This is a genomic window from Pseudogulbenkiania sp. FW507-F1 (assembly GCF_058781125.1).
In genome coordinates, this window is the sequence record NZ_JBYSWM010000002.1 from 123,980 (window position 1) to 141,867 (window position 17,888).

At 60.9% G+C, this 17,888-nt stretch carries 18 protein-coding genes; 7 read left to right on the forward strand and 11 right to left on the reverse strand.

Going from position 1 to position 17,888, the window contains the following annotated elements:
• The first annotated feature begins 4 nt into the window (after positions 1-4).
• The 4 genes from motD to AC3WG5_RS02120 all read left to right on the forward strand — a co-directional run bounded on the left by motD (position 5) and on the right by AC3WG5_RS02120 (position 3,022).
• Complete coding sequence (gene motD, locus AC3WG5_RS02105) at positions 5-820, forward strand: flagellar motor protein MotD (protein ID WP_492567607.1); 816 nt, start codon at positions 5-7, stop codon at positions 818-820.
• A 21-nt stretch (positions 821-841) separates the two neighbouring features.
• Positions 842-1,432 (forward strand): malonic semialdehyde reductase, encoded by a 591-nt coding sequence (locus AC3WG5_RS02110; RefSeq protein WP_014087910.1) that lies wholly within the window; start codon positions 842-844, stop codon positions 1,430-1,432.
• A gap of 61 nt (positions 1,433-1,493) precedes the next feature.
• Entirely contained in the window at positions 1,494-2,534 is a 1,041-nt protein-coding gene (locus AC3WG5_RS02115) for a quinone-dependent dihydroorotate dehydrogenase (RefSeq protein ID WP_294865096.1), read from the forward strand.
• Between the two features lie 20 nt (positions 2,535-2,554).
• Entirely contained in the window at positions 2,555-3,022 is a 468-nt protein-coding gene (locus AC3WG5_RS02120; RefSeq protein ID WP_232503471.1) for an outer membrane lipoprotein, read from the forward strand.
• 66 nt (positions 3,023-3,088) lie between these two features.
• On the opposite strand, the gene AC3WG5_RS02125 is transcribed toward AC3WG5_RS02120, so the two are convergent.
• The 3 genes from AC3WG5_RS02125 to fur are packed head-to-tail and all read right to left on the reverse strand — an operon-like array spanning position 3,089 to position 4,932.
• Positions 3,089-3,811 (reverse strand): arginyltransferase, encoded by a 723-nt coding sequence (locus AC3WG5_RS02125; protein WP_492567608.1) that lies wholly within the window; start codon positions 3,809-3,811, stop codon positions 3,089-3,091.
• Entirely contained in the window at positions 3,798-4,499 is a 702-nt protein-coding gene (gene aat / locus AC3WG5_RS02130; protein WP_492567609.1) for a leucyl/phenylalanyl-tRNA--protein transferase, read from the reverse strand. The genes AC3WG5_RS02125 and aat overlap by 14 nt, the downstream gene beginning before the upstream one ends.
• 7 nt (positions 4,500-4,506) lie before the next feature.
• Complete coding sequence (gene fur / locus AC3WG5_RS02135; RefSeq protein ID WP_040652867.1) at positions 4,507-4,932, reverse strand: ferric iron uptake transcriptional regulator; 426 nt, start codon at positions 4,930-4,932, stop codon at positions 4,507-4,509.
• Between the two features lie 95 nt (positions 4,933-5,027).
• Between fur and AC3WG5_RS02140 the strand changes: the two genes are divergently transcribed.
• Both AC3WG5_RS02140 and dapB read left to right on the forward strand, forming a co-directional pair.
• Complete coding sequence (locus AC3WG5_RS02140; protein ID WP_008954359.1) at positions 5,028-5,414, forward strand: outer membrane protein assembly factor BamE; 387 nt, start codon at positions 5,028-5,030, stop codon at positions 5,412-5,414.
• A 2-nt stretch (positions 5,415-5,416) separates the two neighbouring features.
• The gene (gene dapB, locus AC3WG5_RS02145; RefSeq protein WP_492567610.1) at positions 5,417-6,217 is read left to right on the forward strand and encodes a 4-hydroxy-tetrahydrodipicolinate reductase; all 801 of its coding nucleotides are present in this window, start codon (positions 5,417-5,419) and stop codon (positions 6,215-6,217) included.
• A 183-nt stretch (positions 6,218-6,400) separates the two neighbouring features.
• On the opposite strand, the gene AC3WG5_RS02150 is transcribed toward dapB, so the two are convergent.
• From AC3WG5_RS02150 to AC3WG5_RS02175, 6 genes are all read right to left on the reverse strand, one after another.
• Positions 6,401-7,924, reverse strand: a complete 1,524-nt coding sequence (locus AC3WG5_RS02150; RefSeq protein WP_014087915.1) for a SpoVR family protein — start codon at positions 7,922-7,924, stop codon at positions 6,401-6,403.
• 31 nt (positions 7,925-7,955) lie between these two features.
• Complete coding sequence (locus AC3WG5_RS02155) at positions 7,956-9,227, reverse strand: YeaH/YhbH family protein (RefSeq protein ID WP_482580725.1); 1,272 nt, start codon at positions 9,225-9,227, stop codon at positions 7,956-7,958.
• Positions 9,228-9,314: 87 nt separating this feature from the next.
• Entirely contained in the window at positions 9,315-11,243 is a 1,929-nt protein-coding gene (locus tag AC3WG5_RS02160; RefSeq protein ID WP_008954355.1) for a PrkA family serine protein kinase, read from the reverse strand.
• Positions 11,244-11,432: 189 nt separating this feature from the next.
• Entirely contained in the window at positions 11,433-11,750 is a 318-nt protein-coding gene (locus AC3WG5_RS02165; protein ID WP_081455953.1) for a PilZ domain-containing protein, read from the reverse strand.
• Positions 11,737-12,294, reverse strand: a complete 558-nt coding sequence (locus tag AC3WG5_RS02170; protein WP_492567611.1) for an NUDIX domain-containing protein — start codon at positions 12,292-12,294, stop codon at positions 11,737-11,739. Before AC3WG5_RS02170 ends, AC3WG5_RS02165 begins: the two co-directional genes overlap by 14 nt.
• A complete protein-coding gene (locus tag AC3WG5_RS02175; protein ID WP_482580723.1) occupies positions 12,281-12,838 on the reverse strand; it encodes a DUF2062 domain-containing protein in 558 nt (185 codons plus the stop codon). The genes AC3WG5_RS02170 and AC3WG5_RS02175 overlap by 14 nt, the downstream gene beginning before the upstream one ends.
• Before the next feature lie 175 nt (positions 12,839-13,013).
• On the opposite strand from AC3WG5_RS02175, the gene AC3WG5_RS02180 reads away from it, so the two are divergent.
• Positions 13,014-14,798, forward strand: coding sequence for an acyl-CoA dehydrogenase C-terminal domain-containing protein (locus AC3WG5_RS02180; RefSeq protein WP_492567612.1), 1,785 nt, complete (start codon positions 13,014-13,016; stop codon positions 14,796-14,798).
• Between the two features lie 453 nt (positions 14,799-15,251).
• Here the strand turns inward: AC3WG5_RS02180 and AC3WG5_RS02185 are convergent, their stop codons facing one another.
• The gene (locus AC3WG5_RS02185; RefSeq protein ID WP_492567613.1) at positions 15,252-15,920 is read right to left on the reverse strand and encodes a UPF0149 family protein; all 669 of its coding nucleotides are present in this window, start codon (positions 15,918-15,920) and stop codon (positions 15,252-15,254) included.
• Positions 15,921-16,190: 270 nt separating this feature from the next.
• Positions 16,191-17,879: an AMP-binding protein gene (locus tag AC3WG5_RS02190; protein WP_492567614.1), complete on the reverse strand. Its 1,689-nt coding sequence runs from the start codon at positions 17,877-17,879 to the stop codon at positions 16,191-16,193.
• Between the last annotated feature and the right edge of the window lie 9 nt (positions 17,880-17,888).

A 17,888-nucleotide genomic window follows, 5' to 3' on the forward strand; every position in this document is an offset into this window, starting at 1 on the left:
TACCATGGCACGCCGGCGACGCAGCGAAGACGAACATGAAAATCATGAACGGTGGCTGGTTTCCTATGCCGATTTCATCACCCTGCTGTTCGCCTTCTTCGTGGTGATGTACGCCATCTCTTCGGTCAACGAAGGGAAGTACCGGGTCCTGTCGAGCGCCATCGTCGACGCCTTCCGCACCGGCACGGCGATCAGCTTGCAGACCACGCCCCCCACCGGCGGCGCCAACACCATGATCGAAGTGGCGCAGAACAAGCCGGTGGCCAAGGCGATCAAGGGCGAGCAGCAACTCAAGGAACAGGCCCGGCTGGGCAGCCTCGCCAGCGACCTGCAGAAAGTGATGGAGCCCCTGGTCAAAGGCGGGCAGGTCAAGATTACCCAGAGCCCGAAAGGCGTCACCATCGAGATCCGCGACAGCGCCTTGTTCCCCATCGCCCAGGCTCAGCCCGCGCCACAGTCGCTGCAGGTGCTGGCGCAGATGGCGAAAGTGCTGTCCCAGGTCGACAATCCGATCACCGTCGAAGGCTTCACCGACAACATCCCGATCCGCAACACGTTCTACCCGTCCAACTGGGAACTGTCGGCGGCACGGGCCGGCAGCGTGGTGCGGCTGTTTGTCGAGAACGGCATCGCACCGGCCCGCCTGGTGGCGGTCGGCCGTGCCGAGAACCTGCCCGTGGCGGATAACACCAGCGAGGAAGGACGGGCCAGCAACCGCCGGGTGTCGATCACGGTGCGCTCCGTCGCCGCCGAGGACAGCAAGCCCTTGGCGGTGGAGTCGCTCGATGCCGCAGCCACCCCACGCGCCAACCCTAACTGACGACATGCAAGAGGAACGCCCATGAGCACCCCGATCAGCAATACCGCCCTGGATCAACTGTTTAACAATGCGCGCACCCACACGCATTGGCAGTCCCGGCCGGTCGGCGACGACACCTTGCATCAGCTGTTTGATCTGCTGAAGATGGCGCCGACCAGCGCCAATTGCTCGCCAGCGCGCTTCGTGTTCGTGAAGAGCGCCGACGCCAAGCAGCGCCTCAAGCCCTGCCTGTCGGAAGGCAACGTCGACAAGACCATGGCGGCACCCGCCACGGTCATCGTGGCGATGGACACCCGTTTCTACGAGCACCTGCCACAGCTGTTCCCGCACACCGATGCACGCAGCTGGTTCGAGGGCAACGAGGCACTGATCCAGACCACCGCCTTCCGCAACAGCACCCTGCAAGGAGCCTACCTGATCATGGCGGCTCGCTCGCTCGGGCTCGACTGCGGCCCGATGTCCGGCTTCGACAATGCCAAGGTCGACGCCGAATTCTTCCCGGACGGTCGCTTCAAATCGAACTTCCTGATCAATCTCGGCTACGGCGAGGCCAACAAAATGCACGCCCGAGCCCCGCGTTTCCGCTTCGACGAAGCCTGCTTGATCGCATAAGGCTTCGGCCAACCCCGCCCGCCCGGTTATAATCCGGGCATTTTCCTACCCGGAGACCCGCATGCTCTACTCGCTTCTGCGCCCTCTTCTGTTCAAGCTAGACGCAGAAACCGCCCACGAAACCACCCTGAAGCTGCTCGACAAGGCGCACCAGCTCCACCTGGACAGCATTCTGGGCCAGAGCACCACACGGCTGCCGGTGCAGGCCATGGGCCTGACCTTCCCCAATCCGGTGGGGCTGGCGGCGGGCCTCGACAAGAACGGGGAGCACATCGACGCCCTGGCCGGACTCGGCTTCGGCTTTCTGGAAATCGGCACCGTCACGCCGCGACCGCAGGCCGGCAACCCTAAGCCGCGCCTGTTCCGCGTTCCCGAACACCAGGGCATCATCAATCGCATGGGGTTCAACAACCTGGGCGTCGATGCATTGCTGGAGAATGTGCGCAACTGCCGCTTCAAGGGCATCCTCGGCATCAATATCGGCAAGAATGCCACCACCCCTATCGAATCCGCGGTCGACGACTACCTCGCTTGCCTCGACAAGGTCTACGCCTACTCCAGCTACATCACGGTCAACATTTCGTCGCCCAACACCAAGAACCTGCGCCAACTGCAACAGGCGGACGAGCTGTCGGCCCTGCTGGCCAGCCTCAAGGTGCGCCAGCAGGAACTGGCCGACAAGCATGGCCGCTACGTACCGCTGGCCGTGAAAATCGCCCCGGATCTCGACGACGAGCAGATCGTCGCCATCGCCCGCCTGCTCACCGGGCACAAGATCGACGGCGTCATCGCCACCAACACCACGCTGTCGCGCAGCGAGATCGCCGGGCACCCCATGGCGGACGAAGCAGGCGGCCTGTCCGGCGCCCCGGTGCGCGAGCGCTCCACCGCCCTGATCCGCAAACTGGCCAAGGAACTCGACGGCGCCCTGCCCATCATAGGAGTGGGAGGCATCGACTCCGGTGAGGACGCCGCCGAAAAGATGGATGCCGGCGCCACACTGGTGCAACTCTACAGTGGCCTGATCTATCGTGGCCCGGACTTGGTCGGCGAGGTGCTGCAAGCGTTGAAAGCACGCCGCCAACTGGACTCTGGCAAATGATCCATCGCAAGGAAATGAACATGCTGAAATCTGCTCTGCGAACCCTCGTCGCGGCGGCCCTCGTCACTGGCACCCTGGCTGGCTGCGCCACGTCGGACTCGGCCGCGGTTTACTCCAAGGGCCAGATGCGCCAGGCCCAGAACGTGGAATTTGGCACGGTGGTCTCGGTGCAGAACGTGCTGATGGAAGGCAACAACAACGAGCTTCTGACCCTGGGTGGCGCAGCGCTGGGCGGCATTGCCGGCAGCACCATCGGCCAAGGTCGCGGGGCCGCCGCCGGCACCATCGTCGGCGCACTGGCTGGTGGCTTTGGCACCCAGGCCGCACAGCGCAACCTCGGCACCAAGAATGCACTCGAAATCACCGTCAAGCTCGACCGTTCCGGCCGCATGCTGTCGATCGTTCAGGAAGCCGACATCCCCTTTGCCCCGGGACAACGCGTCAAGGTGCTGACCGGTGGTGGCAACGATCGCGTGGCACCGCTCTAAGCCACGTCCGGCTGATAGGACCAGACGAAAAAGGGGCCAGACCGGCCCCTTTTCTTCGCTTCCATCTCAGCAGAATGGCTCCCAATGCCCGTCCCGCAGCCTTTCCAAAGGACGATACGCCGACTTGTAATCCATCTTGCGGCACCCCTCGATCCAGTACCCCAGGTAGACGTAGGGCAGCCCCAGCCGGCTTGCCAACTGCACCTGCCACAATACGTTGTAGACCCCATAGCTGGCACGTACATCGTCCGGCTCGTAGAAGGTATACACCGCCGACAGGCCGTCGCTCAGCCGGTCGATCAGGCTCACCATTTTCAATACCCCGTCCTGACGGAACTCGGCAAGGAAACTCTCCACGTTGCTTTTCAGGATGAACTCGGCGTACTGGCCCGAATCGTCCTCGGACATGCCGCCGCCGGCATGGCGTGCCGCCTGATAACGCCGGTACAAGTCGTAATGCTCCTCCCGGTACAGCAGCGGCAGCAGCTCCACGGCCAAACTGTCATGTCTTTTCCAAGCACGCCGCTGGGTCCGGTTGGAGGTAAAAGCCGCCACAGGGATACGTACAGGCTGGCAGGCCTTGCAGCCGTCACAATAAGGCCGGTAGGTGTAATGCCCGCTGCGCCGGAACCCCAGCCGCACCAGTTGGCTGTAGACGGCGCTGTCGATGGCTTCCGCCGGTATCGCCACCTGCGAGCGAGCCTGCAGATCGGGGATGTAACTACACGGATACGGCGCCGTGGCGTAGAAATGGATGGCCATCAACGGGCCGGCATCACGGTGACTCATTGCTATACCTGTATGACCACATGCCTTCAGGGGCGGAAAGCCCCACCAGTTCTTTCAGCGTAGCAAGAAACTCGTGCCGCGGTATACGCCGGGCACCCAGGCTGGCCAGATGCGGGGTGTACATCTGGCAGTCGATCATGGCGAAACCGCAGCTCTGCAGGTGCCGGGACATATGCACAAAAGCCAGCTTGGAGGCATTGCTGACGCGGGAGAACATCGACTCGCCATAAAACATCCGCCCCAGCGCCACACCATACAAACCGCCCACCAGCACCCCTTGCTGCCAGGTTTCGAAGGAATGGGCCAGCCCCAGCTCATGCAGGTGACAGTAGGCATCGACCATTCCCGGGCCGATCCAGGTGCCGGGCTGCCCATCACGCGGTGACGCACAGGCTTTCATGACCTCGCGAAAGGCGGTGTCGACCCGGATTTCATAAGGGTGGTTGCGCAGTGTTTTGGCCAGGGACCGGGTGATGCGCAACTCGGCCGGAAACAGCACCATGCGCTCGGAAGGAGACCACCAGAGAATCGGTTCCCCCGGTGAAAACCAGGGGAAGATTCCCTGGCTATACCCCAGCACCAGCCGCGCGGGCGAAAGATCCCCTCCCGCAGCCAGCAAACCATCCGGCTCGATCAGGGCATTCTCGACGCTGGGGAAAGCCAGCTCACGGTTGAGCCAGGGGACCATGGGTCAATCAGGGTTTTTTAGTGCCGGCGCACTCAGGGCATTCGCCATACATGTAGAGGGCATGATCGACGATGTGGAAGCCGTGCTGCTCCGCAATACGATCCTGCAGCGCCTCGATTTCGGGATCGAAGAATTCCACGACCTTGCCGCATTTGACGCACACCATGTGGTCATGATGGCCGCCCTCGTTCAATTCGTACACCGCCTTGCCGGTTTCGAAATGGTGGCGCACCAGAATACCGGCCTGTTCGAACTGGGTCAGGACGCGATAGATAGTGGCGAGGCCAACATCGATATTCTCGGCGATGAGGCGGCGGTAAACGTCTTCTGCCGACAGGTGGCGCGACTCGCTGGTTTCGAACAAATCCAGAATTTTCAGGCGGGGACCGGTCGCTTTCAGACCAATATCTTTAAGGTGACTGGCTTTACTCATCATGATATAAATGTAGGTGGTCCAAAAACCATGATAAAGCCTTTTCGCGGCTTTGCCTAATTACCATCCCATAAATTCTACCTGAGCGGAGTCACATGCGCGTCCTGATTATTGCCGCCGCCATCGTCCTGTCCGGCTGCAGTTCTCTGAACCCGATGAGCTGGTTCACCCCTTACCAAATGGACATCCCTCAAGGGAATTACGTCACACAGGATGCCGTCGCCAAACTCAAGCCCGGCATGACCCGCAGCCAGGTCCGCTTCCTGCTGGGCACACCGCTCCTGACCGATGCCTTCCATAGCAATCGCTGGGATTACAAATATCGCCTGGTACGAGCGGGCAAACCGGCAGAAGACAAGCTGCTGACGGTGTTCTTCGATGGCGATGCCATGACGCGCGTGGAGGGCGAAGCCCTGCCGGCTGAACGCGCCATTCTCCCTGCCGATGCCTCGGCCCCCGCTCAGCAATCGAAGGCACAATAACCATGATGAATGTAGTGATCGTAGGCGCCAGCGGCCGCATGGGGCGTACGCTGATCGAATCGGTGCTGGCGACCGAGGGCGTGCAGCTGCACGCCGCCGTGGAGCGGCCGGGTTCCGATTTCATCGGCCAGGATGCCGGCCTGTTCCTCGGCCAGGCCACCGGCATCAAAGTCACCACCGACTTCGATGTCGCGCTGCAAGGTGCAGACGTCGTCATCGACTTCACCCGACCGGAAGGCACACTCCACTACATGGCCAGCTGTGTCGCGCACAACGTGAAGCTGATCATCGGCACCACCGGCTTCGATGAAGCCGGTAAGGAAGCCATCCGCCAGGCCTCGGAAAAGATCGGCATCGTGTTCGCACCGAACTTCAGTGTTGGCGTAAACCTGACGTTCAAACTGCTCGACATCGCTTCGCGAGTTCTGGCAGAGGACTACGATATCGAAATCATCGAAGCCCACCACCGCCACAAGGTGGATGCTCCATCCGGAACGGCGTTGCGCATGGGTGAAGTGATTGCCAACGCGCTTGGCCGCGACCTGAAAGAATGTGCCGTCTACGGCCGCGAAGGCGTCACCGGCGAACGCGATGCCAAGACCATTGGCTTTGCCACGGTGCGTGCCGGCGATGTAGTCGGTGACCACACCGCCTTGTTTGCCACCAATGGCGAACGCGTGGAGATCACCCACAAGGCATCCAGCCGTGCCACCTTCGCCAACGGCGCCGTGCGTGCAGCCAAATGGCTGTCCGCCCAGCCGACCGGCCTGTTCGACATGCAAGACGTCTTGGGCCTGCGCTGACACAAATAAAGAGGAGGGGCCTTGCCCCTCCTCTTCTTTATAACGGCGAATCACCACTTCATCGCTTCACACCGGGCCTGACCACCTACCTCGGTCGCCCGCGCCAAGGACACGGCTCCATACTGTTCGGCCAACCTTCATTCCCTGGACGTACCTCGCCACCATCCAATCTGCCCCGCCGGGTCAAGCCGACTGCAATGACAACTGTTCGGGCAGATGCTTCACCTCAAAGGTCTGCTCCACCTCCCCGGCTTCGTTGACGCTCTCCAGCCGAACATCGAACCCCCACAGACGCGCAACATGCTTCAGCACCTCGTGAGCGCTTCCGGCCTCCAGCGGCCGACGACGATGCATCGTGTGCCGTAGCGTCAGGCCACGGTCACCGCGTACGTTGACCGACCATACCTGTATATTAGGTTCACGTGATCCCAGGTTATACTGCTCGGACAACTTCTGCCTCACGTCACGATAGCCCTCGTCGTCGTGAATAGCCGACACCAGCAAGGTGCTGTCGCGGTCATCGTCACGAATGGAGAAGAAGCGGAAATCGCGGATCAGCTTGGGTGACAGGTATTGCGAGACGAAGCTTTCGTCCTTGAAGTTCTTCATGGCGAAATCGAGCGTCTGCTGCCAGTTGCTGCCGGCGATATCGGGGAACCACAGTCGATCTTCTTCAGTTGGCTCCTCACAAATACGCTTGATGTCCTGATACATGGCAAAACCCAAAGCATATGGATTGATGCCGTTATACCAGCGCGCCGTGACAGGAGGCTGATAGACAACGTTGGTATGCGACTGCAGGAATTCCATCATGGCGCCATCGGTGACCAGACCCTTGGCAAACAGACGATTCATGATGGTGTAGTGCCAGAACGTGGCCCAGCCTTCGTTCATCACCTGAGTCTGGCGCTGCGGATAGAAATACTGGGCTACCTTGCGTACGATGCGTACGATTTCGCGTTGCCACGGCTCGAGAAGCGGAGCCGACTTCTCGATGAAATACAGCAGGTTCTCCTGCGGTTCGGACGGGAAGCGCACCGGTTCATGCTCGCCACCGCTCTTGGCCGGCCGCGGGATGGTGCGCCACAGATCGTTGACCTGCATCTGCAGGTACTGCTCACGCTCCTCCTGCCGGGCTTGTTCTTTAGCCAGCGACAGCTTTTGCGGCCGCTTGTAGCGATCCACACCATAATTCATCAGGGCATGGCAGGAATCGAGCAACTCCTCCACGGCGTCGATGCCGTAGCGCTCCTCGCAACGTGCGATGTAGCTCTTGGCGAACACCAGGTAGTCGACAATGGCCGAGGCATCGGTCCAGGTGCGGAACAGGTAGTTGCCCTTGAAGAACGAATTGTGGCCGAAGGCAGCATGCGCAATCACCAGTGCCTGCATGGTCATGGAGTTCTCCTCCATGAGATAGGCGATGCAGGGGTTGGAATTGATCACGATTTCGTAGGCCAGCCCCATGTGGCCGCGCTTGTAGCTCTTTTCGGTGGAAACGAAATGCTTGCCGAAAGACCAGTGATGGTAATTCACCGGCATGCCGACTGATGAGTAGGCATCCATCATTTGTTCGGCGGAAATGACTTCTAGCTGAACCGGATACACATCCAGCCCATACTCCTTGACGGCGATCTCGCGAATCGCACGCTCGTACTCGTCGAGCAGGTCGAAGGTCCATTCGGAACCAGTCGAAATGGGTGTCATGCTGCACCTCCGCAAAGTCGGCTTGGCCTAGTCAGGCACGGGTAGCGGGCTGACGCTTGAAAATTTCCCGGAACACCGGGTAGATGTCCGCCGTAGAGTGGATGCGCTGCATGGCGAAGTGCTTGCAGCGTTCCTTGACCTTGAGGTACTCATACCAGAGGTTTTGCGGCTCGCTTTCGGTGATCTCGACATACGCGTAGTACTGACACAACGGCAGGAGCGACTCGCTCAGGATTTGGGCGCAATTCGCCGAATCGCTGTCCCAATTGTCGCCGTCCGACGCTTGCGCCACATAGATGTTCCACTCACTGCTGTTGTAGCGCTTGTAGACGATCTCCTTCATCAGGTTGAGTGCTGACGACACCACGGTGCCACCCGATTCGCGCGAATGGAAGAAATCGTGCTCGTTGACCTCGACGGCACTGGTGTGATGCCGGATGAACACCACCTCGATCTTCTCGTAATTCCGCTGCAAAAACAGATAGAGCAGGATGAAGAAACGCTTGGCCATGTCCTTCTTGGCTTCGTCCATGGAGCCTGATACGTCCATGATGCAGAACATCACCGCTTGGCTGGTCGGTTTCGGCTGCCTGACGCGGTTGTTGTAGCGCAAATCGAAAGGGTCGATGAAGGGAATGCTGGCGAGCCGCTCGCGCAGCATGTGGATACGCTTACGTTTCTCCCGGACCTCGATGTCATGCTCGTCATCGGATTCGAGCAGGGTATCCAGATCTTCCTCGACCTCGTTGAGTTCAGACAGAGTGGGGGCGGACAGTGCCACACGACGCGCCAAGGCACCGCGCAGCGAACGGACGATACTGATGTTGGTTGGCGTGCCGTCGCTGGTATAGCCGGCACGCACGGACTTCATTTCCTCAATCCCCATGAGCTGGGTCTTGATCAGGTTGGGCAGCGCCAGATCCTCGAAGAAGACGTTCATGAATTCTTCGCGAGACAGTTCGAAGGCAAAGTCATCCTCCCCCTCGCCATCCTGGCTGGCCTTGCCTCCCCCTCCTCCGGCCCCGCCCTGCGGCCGGTTGAAGCGATCACCCTTGATGAATTCCTCGTTCCCCGGATGAACATTCTCGGTGACGCCCCCCTTGCCATGATGGAATACCGGCTCGGAGACATCCTTTACTGGAATGGAAACCTTCTCACCGCTGTCGATATCGGTGATGCTCCGCCCCTTGATGGCCTTGGAGACGGCTTCCTTGATTTGGGCCTTGAAACGGCGCAGGAACCGTTCGCGGTTTACCGCGGACTTGTTCTTGCCGTTCAGACGACGATCAATGATGTGAGCCATAGCCACCTCTGCAATCCCGGTTCGACAAGGCGAGTACCTTGCCGCTGACGCCTGGCCGGGACCGGAGCCCCGGCCAGAAAAGCGGGCTTACGACGACTTGCGCACTCGGAGGTACCATTCGCACAGCAGGCGCACCTGCTTGGCGGTATACCCCTTGTCGACCATGCGGTTGACGAAGTCCTCATGCTTCTTGGCGTCCTCGGCACTCGCCTTGGCGTTGAAGGAGATGACCGGCAGCAACTCCTCGGTGTTGGAGAACATCTTCTTCTCGATCACCATACGCAGCTTCTCGTAGCTCGTCCAGGTCGGGTTCTTGCCTCCATTGCTGGCTCGTGCCCGCAGCACGAAGTTGACGATTTCGTTGCGGAAATCCTTCGGGTTGGAAATGCCCGCCGGCTTCTCGATCTTTTCCAGCTCCGCGTTGAGCGAAGTCCGGTCGAAACTCTCGCCGGTATCAGGGTCACGGTATTCCTGGTCCTGAATCCAGTAGTCGGCGAAGGTCACGTAGCGGTCGAAGATGTTTTGCCCATACTCGGAGTAGCTTTCCAGGTAGGCCGTCTGAATTTCCTTGCCGATGAACTCGACGTACTTGGGCGCCAGAAACTCCTTGATGAAGGTGAGGTACTTCTGTTCGACCTCAGGCGGGAACTGCTCGCGCTCCACCTGCTTTTCCAGCACGTACAACAGGTGCACCGGGTTGGCCGCCACTTCGGAATGATCGAAGTTGAATACCTTGGACAGGATCTTGTAGGCAAACCGGGTGGAAAGCCCACTCATGCCTTCGTCCACACCGGCATAGTCGCGGTACTCCTGCAACGATTTGGCCTTGGGATCGGTATCCTTCAGGTTTTCGCCGTCGTAGACCTGCATCTTGCTGAACAGGCTGGAGTTTTCCGGGTCTTTCAGCCGGGACAGCACGGCAAACTGCGCCATCATCTTGAGCGTTCCCGGTGCGCACGGGGCATTGGCCAGCGAAGAATTGCGGATCAGCTTGTCGTAGATCTTCATTTCCTCGGACACACGCAAGCAGTATGGCACCTTGACGATATAGATACGGTCGAGGAAGGCCTCGTTGTTCTTGTTGTTCTTGAACTGCTTCCATTCGGACTCGTTGGAGTGCGCCAGGATGATGCCCTCGAACGGGATCGCGCCAAAGCCCTCGGTACCCTTGAAGTTGCCTTCCTGCGTTGCGGTCAACAACGGGTGCAGCACCTTGATCGGCGCCTTGAACATTTCCACGAACTCCAGCAAACCCTGGTTGGCCAGGCACAGGCCGCCGGAATAGCTGTAGGCATCTGGATCGTCCTGGGCGTATTTTTCCAGCTTGCGGATATCCACCTTGCCGACCAGCGACGAGATGTCCTGGTTGTTCTCGTCACCCGGCTCGGTCTTGGCCACGGCAATCTGCTTCAGTACCGAAGGGTAGCGTTTGACGACGCGGAACTGACTGATGTCGCCGTTGAACTCATGCAGACGCTTCACTGCCCACGGGCTGGGGATGGCACGCAGGTAGCGGCGGGGAATGCCATACTGTTCCTCGAGGATGGAGCCGTCTTCGTCGTAGTTGAACAGGCCGAGCGGGGACTCGTTGACCGGCGAGCCTTTCAGGCAATAGAAAGGCACTAGTTCCATCAACTCTTTGAGCTTTTCCGCGATGGACGATTTACCGCCACCAACTGGGCCCAGCAGATAGAGAATCTGTTTCTTCTCTTCAAGCCCTTGGGCCGCATGGCGGAAATAGGCCACGACCTGCTCGATCACCTCTTCCGTGCCGTAGAAATCGCGGAAGGCCGGGTAGATCTTGACCATCTTGTTACTGAAAATTCGCGATTGCCGCGGATTGTGGCGGGTGTCGATCAGTTCAGGCTCGCCGATGGCCATCAACATGCGTTCGGCGGCGGTGGCGTAGGCGGCGGGTTCGCGCTTGCAGATATCCAGGTATTCCTGGATGGTGTACTCCTCCTCGCGCGTCCGGTCGTAACGTGAAGCGTATTGGCTGAAGATATCCGGGTACATGGCTCTGCCTCCTGACGTTTCGGCAGGGGGCGGCGGCGAATGTACGCGCATCCGCCATGCCCCCTTGCACCATTAGAGTGACTGCTTGAGAACCGGTTCTAGTTCATTATGTTTTTTTGGGTATAGCACAGGAATCCAGAGGCGTCGCTGTAATCTATGTCAGCCGAATGTCAGAAAATCCGCCTCAGGTCAGGGCTTCAGCTCGATGATACGCACGCCGATTTCGTAAAGCCGTCCACGCTCTATTTCATTACAGCGGCGCACTTCCACCTCAGCCTCGAACGGTTTGCCGGCCAGGCCACCTACCGCTGGCGCACGCACCACGACCAGCAGCCTTTCGCCGAATTGCGGCACGAATGAAGTGCGCAGTGCAAGCCCGTCGATCGACAGGTCGATGCATTCGCCATAATGGGTTTCGCCGGTATTGCGTGACTTGATGCGGGCGTTGCACCCCATGCGGACACGTCGTGCGCCACGTCGTTCGTGGTGCGGATCAAACGGCGGCACCCGGCAACCTCCCGTCGAGGTGGGCGGACAGCCAGTGCAGGCCGACGATCGACTTGCTGTCGCAAATTTCGCCGGTCAGGGCCATGCCCATGGCGTCGGCCAGCGGCACGGTGACGACGTCGAGAAATTCGCCGTGATCCAGCTGCCGTTCGTGCAGAGTCAGGTCCTGGGCGAGGTAATAGCTGATCTGTTCGTTGGCGTAGCCGATGCAAGGATGCGCCGTGCCCAGGTAAGTCCAACGCTCGGCCTGATAGCCCGTTTCCTCGCGCAATTCCCGGCGCGCCGTGCTGTCGCGCGCTTCGTCCGGATCGATCTTGCCGGCAGGAATTTCGAGGAAGACCCTGCCGGCGGGATAGCGGTACTGGCGCTCCATGACCAGTTCGCCATCAGGTGTCAGCGCCAGGATGGCGACTGCACCGGGATGCAGGATGTATTCGCGAAACGCGGTGCTGCCATCCGGCAGTTGCACCGTATCCCGCCGCACCTGGAGAAAGCCCCCCTGGTAAACCGTTTCCGTGCTCAAGGTTTGTTCAACGAGTTCCACGCCATCCCTTCCGTTTCTTCCATGCCATCACGATATAACAGCGCCATCCTGCCCGAACGCACAGATATCCGGCAAGCCCGAACGTGAGGCCCAGCATGGGCACGCCGACCGCCAGTGGCAAGCCCAAGCCCGCCATCCAGTCTGCCACCTGTTGCAGCCATTCCATGGGTGACGACATCGACCCCTCCGGTACCGCTGTCATCGTATCGTGGTTGACCCTCCCCAACAGCAGCTTGCCGTAGGTATACGCCAGGTAATAGAGCGGGAGGTACGTCAGCGGGTTGCTATAGAGCGTGGTGACGATGGCGACCGGCAGATTGACGCGGAACACGAGCGCCAGCAAGGCGGCGGTGATCATCTGGCTCGGCCCCGGCATCAGCCCGGAGAACAGGCCGATGGCAAAGGCCAGGGCCACCTTGCGCCGGTTCAGTGACCAGAACGCCGGATGGTCCAGATACGGCGCCAGCCATCTCAGGTAGCGGTTCTGGAACAGCACATGACGATCTGGCAGCAGCTTGCGCAGATGTTGGCGTATTTGGCTCATGCGGACGGACTGTCGTTAATTAGCAACCATGCCTCAGTCCATGTTAGCGAAAAAGCTTGCCAAAGCTTCGCCTATAATTTAAACATACGTTTGATTTACTGATCGGTGCGACACCATCAGAAAAAGATTGCCCGAACCGCACGGCTACGGGCCGAGCTACCCAGGAGACAACACCATGCCAGCCTACAAGGCCCCCCTGCGCGATTTCGATTTCGTCCTGAACGAACTGATCAAGGTCCAGGACGTCATCCCCTCCCTGCCCGGCTACCAAGAAGCCACGCAGGATATCTATACCTCTTACCTCGAAGCCGCCGCCCAGTTCTGCGAGAACGAGCTGGCTCCGCTCAACCGTCCGGGCGACGAGGAAGGCTGCCACTTCGACGCCGCCACCCATAACGTGACCACGCCGGCCGGCTTCAAGGAAGCCTACGCCCAGTACTGCGAACTGGGTTTCCCGGCGCTGGACTGCGATCCGGCCTACGGCGGCCAGGGCATGCCCAAGTCGCTGGCGTTCCCGGTGATGGAAATGCAGTGTTCGGCCAACGTGGCGTGGTCGATGTACCCCGGGCTCTCCCATGGCGCTTATTCCGCCATTCATGCCCACGGCAGCGAGGAACAGAAGGCTACCTATCTGCCCAAGCTGGTTTCGGGAGAATGGACCGGCACCATGTGCCTGACCGAGCCGCATTGCGGCACCGACCTGGGCCTGTTGAAGAGCAAGGCCGAGCCGAACGGCGACGGCAGCTACAGCATTACCGGCACCAAGATCTTCATCTCGGCCGGCGAGCACGATATGTCCGCCAACATCATCCACCTGGTGCTGGCACGCCTGCCGGACGCGCCTAAGGACGTGAAGGGCATCTCGCTGTTCATCGTGCCCAAGTTCCACGACGACGGCAGCCGCAACAGCGTGTACTGCGGCGCGCTGGAGCACAAGATGGGCATCAAGGGCAACGCGACCGCCGTGATCAATCTCGACGGCGCCAAGGGTTGGCTGATCGGCGAGCCGAACAAGGGGCTCTCCTGCATGTTCACCATGATGAACGCGGCGCGACTGGGCTGCGGCATGCAGGGGCTGGGGATCGGCGAGGCGTCGTTCCAGGGCGCGCTGGCGTACGCCAAGGAGCGCCTGCAGATGCGCGCGCTCAACGGCGTGCACAGCCCGGACAAGCCGGCCGACCCGATCATCGTGCACCCGGACGTGCGCCGCATGCTGCTGACGCAGAAGGCCTACACCGAGGCCGGCCGCGCCCTGACCACGCTGCTGGCGCTGCAGCTGGATATCGAGGAGAAGCATCCGGACTCGGCGGCCCGCCAAGATGCGGCCGACCTGGTGGCGCTGCTGACCCCGGTGGCCAAGGCCTTCATGACCGACAACGGCTACACCGCCGCCAACATGGGGATGCAGGTGTTCGGGGGCCACGGTTTCATCCGCGAATGGGGCATGGAGCAGCTGGTGCGCGACTGCCGCATCTCGCAAATATACGAGGGCACCAACGGCATCCAGGCGATCGACCTGCTGGGCCGCAAGGTGCTGCTCGACCAGGGCCAGAAGTTGCGCAAGTTCACCAAGCAGATTCACAAGTTCTGCCAAACCAACGAGGGCAACGACAAGCTGGCGGAGTTCGTCGGCCCGCTGTCCAAGCTGCTGAAGGAAGTCGGTGACATCACCATGGCCGTCGGCATGGCTGCGTTCAAGGACAAGGACGAGGCCGGTGCGGCCGCCACCGACTATCTGCGCCTGATCGGCCACCTGACCTACGCCTGGATGTGGGCGCGCATGGCCGAAGTGGCCTACGCCAAGCTGGGCCAGGGCGAGGACGATTTCTACCAGGCCAAGATCACCACTGCCCGCTTCTACTACGCCAAGCTGCTGCCGGAGGTGGAAGCGCTCAAGGCCACCATCAAGAACGGCGCCAAGCCGCTGATGAGCTTGGGCGAGGAGCTATTCGCCTGCTAACCGGTTTGTTCAACTCTGTGCAGGAGTGTGTTTTGGCGGCCCTTCGGGGCCGTTTTTTTCTTGGGAGGATGGATCACTCCCGACATGAAAACCGCCCCACGAGGGTAGAGCCGGCGGGGCGGTCGTTATGTGGCGGATCGAATTCGCTCAGAACCTGTTCACGATCTTGCTGCGCATCCCTGATCGGGGCTCATGTGCTGCTCTGTGCGTGCGAATCTCCTGTGGAGATTCGCTCAGCCATGATCCTCATGTACTCCAGTACATTCCGGTTCCTGCGCTGCTCTTCACCCCGTTGAAGGCTGCTCGCGACAGATCATGAACAGGTTCTCAGAGCTTGTGAAAGAAATCGTCGCGAGCGGCCCGAGGCTGGTTCGAGAAGCGGAGCCGTACAAGTGGTACGGCGAGCATCGCAGGACCGGGATCGGGGTGCGCAGCAGATTTATTTACAAGCACTCAGTTCTTGCCGTGGCAGGCCTTATACTTCTTGCCGCTGCCGCACGGGCAGGGGTCGTTGCGGCCGACCTTGTCGCCCTCCCGGCGCACCGTGCTCGGGGCCTGTTGCTTGGCCTGCCAGTAGGCGTAGACGGCACGGACGGCGTCGGGCAATTCATCCTTGAAATTGTCGAGTTCGGCGTCGGTGAAGGTGATCAGCTCCTTGCCCTCTTCCTCGTCCTCGAACATGCCACCCAGCGCCATGATCGGCAGCAGCAGGTCTTCGAAACCCTCGTCATCGGCGGCCTCGAACCAGTCGGTATCGACGTTGTCGAGCGCGTACAGGTAGGCGTTGCACCACGGCCAGAAGTCGGCCTCTTCGGCATCTTCGGCTTCGTACAGGATCAGATCAGGCACCTCGCCGGCAGCCAGCGCGGTCACGGTGGCATCGTACAGCTTCTGCAACAGTGCACCCAGCTCGGCCTCGGTCGTGGCATCCTCGAACTCGGGAGCGTCACCGAGCACCTCGTCGAGCCAGCTGCCGGCCTCGACCGTGTCCGGGCCGCTGGCCAGTGCAGTGAAATAGCCCTGCACCTCGTCCGGGCGCATGGTGCTGCCGCTTTGCGACAGCGGGGTCAGCAGTTCTTCCAGACGGGCCAGGTCGGCGTCGGTGAATACGATGTCGCTCATGATGATTCCTCGGGTTGTTTGCCGGGCATTGTAGCGAAAAGCCCCGCAAGGCGGGGCACTTCACGGTGAGTGCGGGTCAAGGCATGACAAGCGGCGGACGAGGCGTGACGGCTGTGGTTGCGGGTGCCGGCATGGCGTGCATGGCCATGCCGGCACCACCAAGCCGCATGCCTTGCTGTGCGCAACGGTTCTTTACTGCTCGGCACCGTGTGCACTGCCGTCCACTCGACCCGAGACCTCCGCCGCACCGTCATGCCAAGGCGGACCGCCTCAGGCGGTCTTGTGCTCGCTCAGCCCCAGCTTCTCCTTCATCTGTTGCCGCATCATGAACTTCTGGATTTTGCCGGTGATGGTCATCGGGAAGCTGTCGACGAATTCGATATAGCGCGGAATCTTGTAGTGCGCGATCTGGCCCTGGCAGAAGGCGCGGATTTCGTCGGCACTGGCGGTTTCGCCGTCGCGCAGGCGGATCCAGGCGCACAACTCCTCACCGAAGCGGTCGTCCGGCACGCCGATCACCTGCACGTCCTGGATCTTGGGGTGGCGGTAGAGAAATTCCTCGATCTCGCGTGGGTAGACGTTCTCGCCACCGCGGATCACCATGTCCTTGGCGCGGCCGACGATGTTGCAGTAGCCCGCTTCGTCGATCACCGCCAGGTCGCCGGTGTGCATCCAGCCGGCAGGGTCGATCGCCTCGCGCGTCTTGGGCTCGTCGTCCCAGTAGCCCAGCATCACCGAGTAGCCGCGCGTCAGCAATTCGCCGGTTTCGCCGCGCGGCACGATGCGGCCTTCTCCGTCGACGATCTTCACCTCCAGATGCGGGTGGATCAGGCCGACGGTGGAGACCTTGCGCTCGACCGGGGTGTCGGTGGCGCTCTGGAAGCTGACCGGGCTGGTCTCGGTCATGCCGTAGGCGATGGTGACTTCCTTCATGTGCATGGTGTCGACCACGCGCTTCATCACTTCGATCGGGCACGGGCTGCCAGCCATGATGCCGGTGCGCAGGGTGGAGAGGTCAAACTCGCCGAAACGCGGGTGGTCGAGCACGGAGATGAACATGGTCGGCACACCGTGCAGAGCGGTGCACTTCTCCTCCGCCACGGTTTGCAGTACCGCCAGCGGCTCGAACGCCTCGGACGGAAAGATCATGGTAGTGCCGTGTGTCAGGCAGGCCAGGTTGCCCAGCACCATGCCGAAGCAGTGGTAGAGCGGCACCGGGATGCAGAGGCGGTCGCCCGGCACCAGCTTCATCGCCTCGCCGACGAAGAAGCCGTTGTTGAGAATGTTGTGGTGGCTCAGCGTGGCGCCCTTGGGGCTGCCGGTGGTGCCGGAGGTGAACTGGATGTTGATGGGGTCGTCGAACTGCAGCGTCGTACCGGTGTCGGCCAGATTGGCGCGCTCGGCTTCGGTCGGTTCGGCCAGCAGCTGGTTGAAGTTCAGCATGCCGGGGCTGGCCTCGTCGCCCATGCGGATCACCATCTCCAGCGTCTGCAGCCTGGCGGCGCGCAGTGCGCCGGGGGCGCAGTGGGCCAGTTCCGGCGCCAGGTCGTTGATCATTTCCAGGTAGTCGCTGCTCTTGAAGCTGGGCGACAACACCAGGGCGCGGCAGCCGACCTTGTTGAGGGCGTATTCCAGCTCGGAACGGCGATAGGCCGGGTTGATGTTGACCAGCACCAGCCCGGCCTTGGCGCTGGCGAACTGCATCAGCACCCATTCGACGTTGTTCTGCGACCAGATGCCGATGCGCTCGCCCGGCTTCAGCCCGAGCCGCTGCAGACCGCATGCCAGCCGTTCCACCTGCTCGTGGAGTTCGGCGTAACTCCAGCGCACGGACTGCTGGCGCACCACCAGCGCCTCACGCGCGGCGTGGCGGGCGCAGGTCGCGTCGAAGTACTGGCCGATGGTCTGCCCGATCAACGGGGTCTCGCTGGCGCCATGGACATAACTGGCTTGGGTCATGCTCTCTCC

Excerpts from the sequence above, each read along its gene's own strand:
- AC3WG5_RS02120 (WP_232503471.1), top strand. The coding sequence starts at position 2,555 with ATGCTGAAATCTGCTCTGCGAACCCTCGTCGCGGCGGCCCTCGTCACT.
- dapB (WP_492567610.1), top strand. The coding sequence starts at position 5,417 with ATGATGAATGTAGTGATCGTAGGCGCCAGCGGCCGCATGGGGCGTACG.
- AC3WG5_RS02190 (WP_492567614.1), bottom strand. The coding sequence starts at position 17,879 with ATGACCCAAGCCAGTTATGTCCATGGCGCCAGCGAGACCCCGTTGATC.
- AC3WG5_RS02155 (WP_482580725.1), bottom strand. The coding sequence starts at position 9,227 with ATGGCTCACATCATTGATCGTCGTCTGAACGGCAAGAACAAGTCCGCG.
- AC3WG5_RS02160 (WP_008954355.1), bottom strand. The coding sequence starts at position 11,243 with ATGTACCCGGATATCTTCAGCCAATACGCTTCACGTTACGACCGGACG.
- aat (WP_492567609.1), bottom strand. The coding sequence starts at position 4,499 with ATGGTCCCCTGGCTCAACCGTGAGCTGGCTTTCCCCAGCGTCGAGAAT.
- fur (WP_040652867.1), bottom strand. The coding sequence starts at position 4,932 with ATGAGTAAAGCCAGTCACCTTAAAGATATTGGTCTGAAAGCGACCGGT.
- AC3WG5_RS02185 (WP_492567613.1), bottom strand. The coding sequence starts at position 15,920 with ATGAGCGACATCGTATTCACCGACGCCGACCTGGCCCGTCTGGAAGAA.
- motD (WP_492567607.1), top strand. The coding sequence starts at position 5 with ATGGCACGCCGGCGACGCAGCGAAGACGAACATGAAAATCATGAACGG.
- AC3WG5_RS02180 (WP_492567612.1), top strand. The coding sequence starts at position 13,014 with ATGCCAGCCTACAAGGCCCCCCTGCGCGATTTCGATTTCGTCCTGAAC.
- AC3WG5_RS02140 (WP_008954359.1), top strand. The coding sequence starts at position 5,028 with ATGCGCGTCCTGATTATTGCCGCCGCCATCGTCCTGTCCGGCTGCAGT.
- AC3WG5_RS02115 (WP_294865096.1), top strand. The coding sequence starts at position 1,494 with ATGCTCTACTCGCTTCTGCGCCCTCTTCTGTTCAAGCTAGACGCAGAA.
- AC3WG5_RS02125 (WP_492567608.1), bottom strand. The coding sequence starts at position 3,811 with ATGAGTCACCGTGATGCCGGCCCGTTGATGGCCATCCATTTCTACGCC.
- AC3WG5_RS02110 (WP_014087910.1), top strand. The coding sequence starts at position 842 with ATGAGCACCCCGATCAGCAATACCGCCCTGGATCAACTGTTTAACAAT.
- AC3WG5_RS02150 (WP_014087915.1), bottom strand. The coding sequence starts at position 7,924 with ATGACACCCATTTCGACTGGTTCCGAATGGACCTTCGACCTGCTCGAC.
- AC3WG5_RS02175 (WP_482580723.1), bottom strand. The coding sequence starts at position 12,838 with ATGAGCCAAATACGCCAACATCTGCGCAAGCTGCTGCCAGATCGTCAT.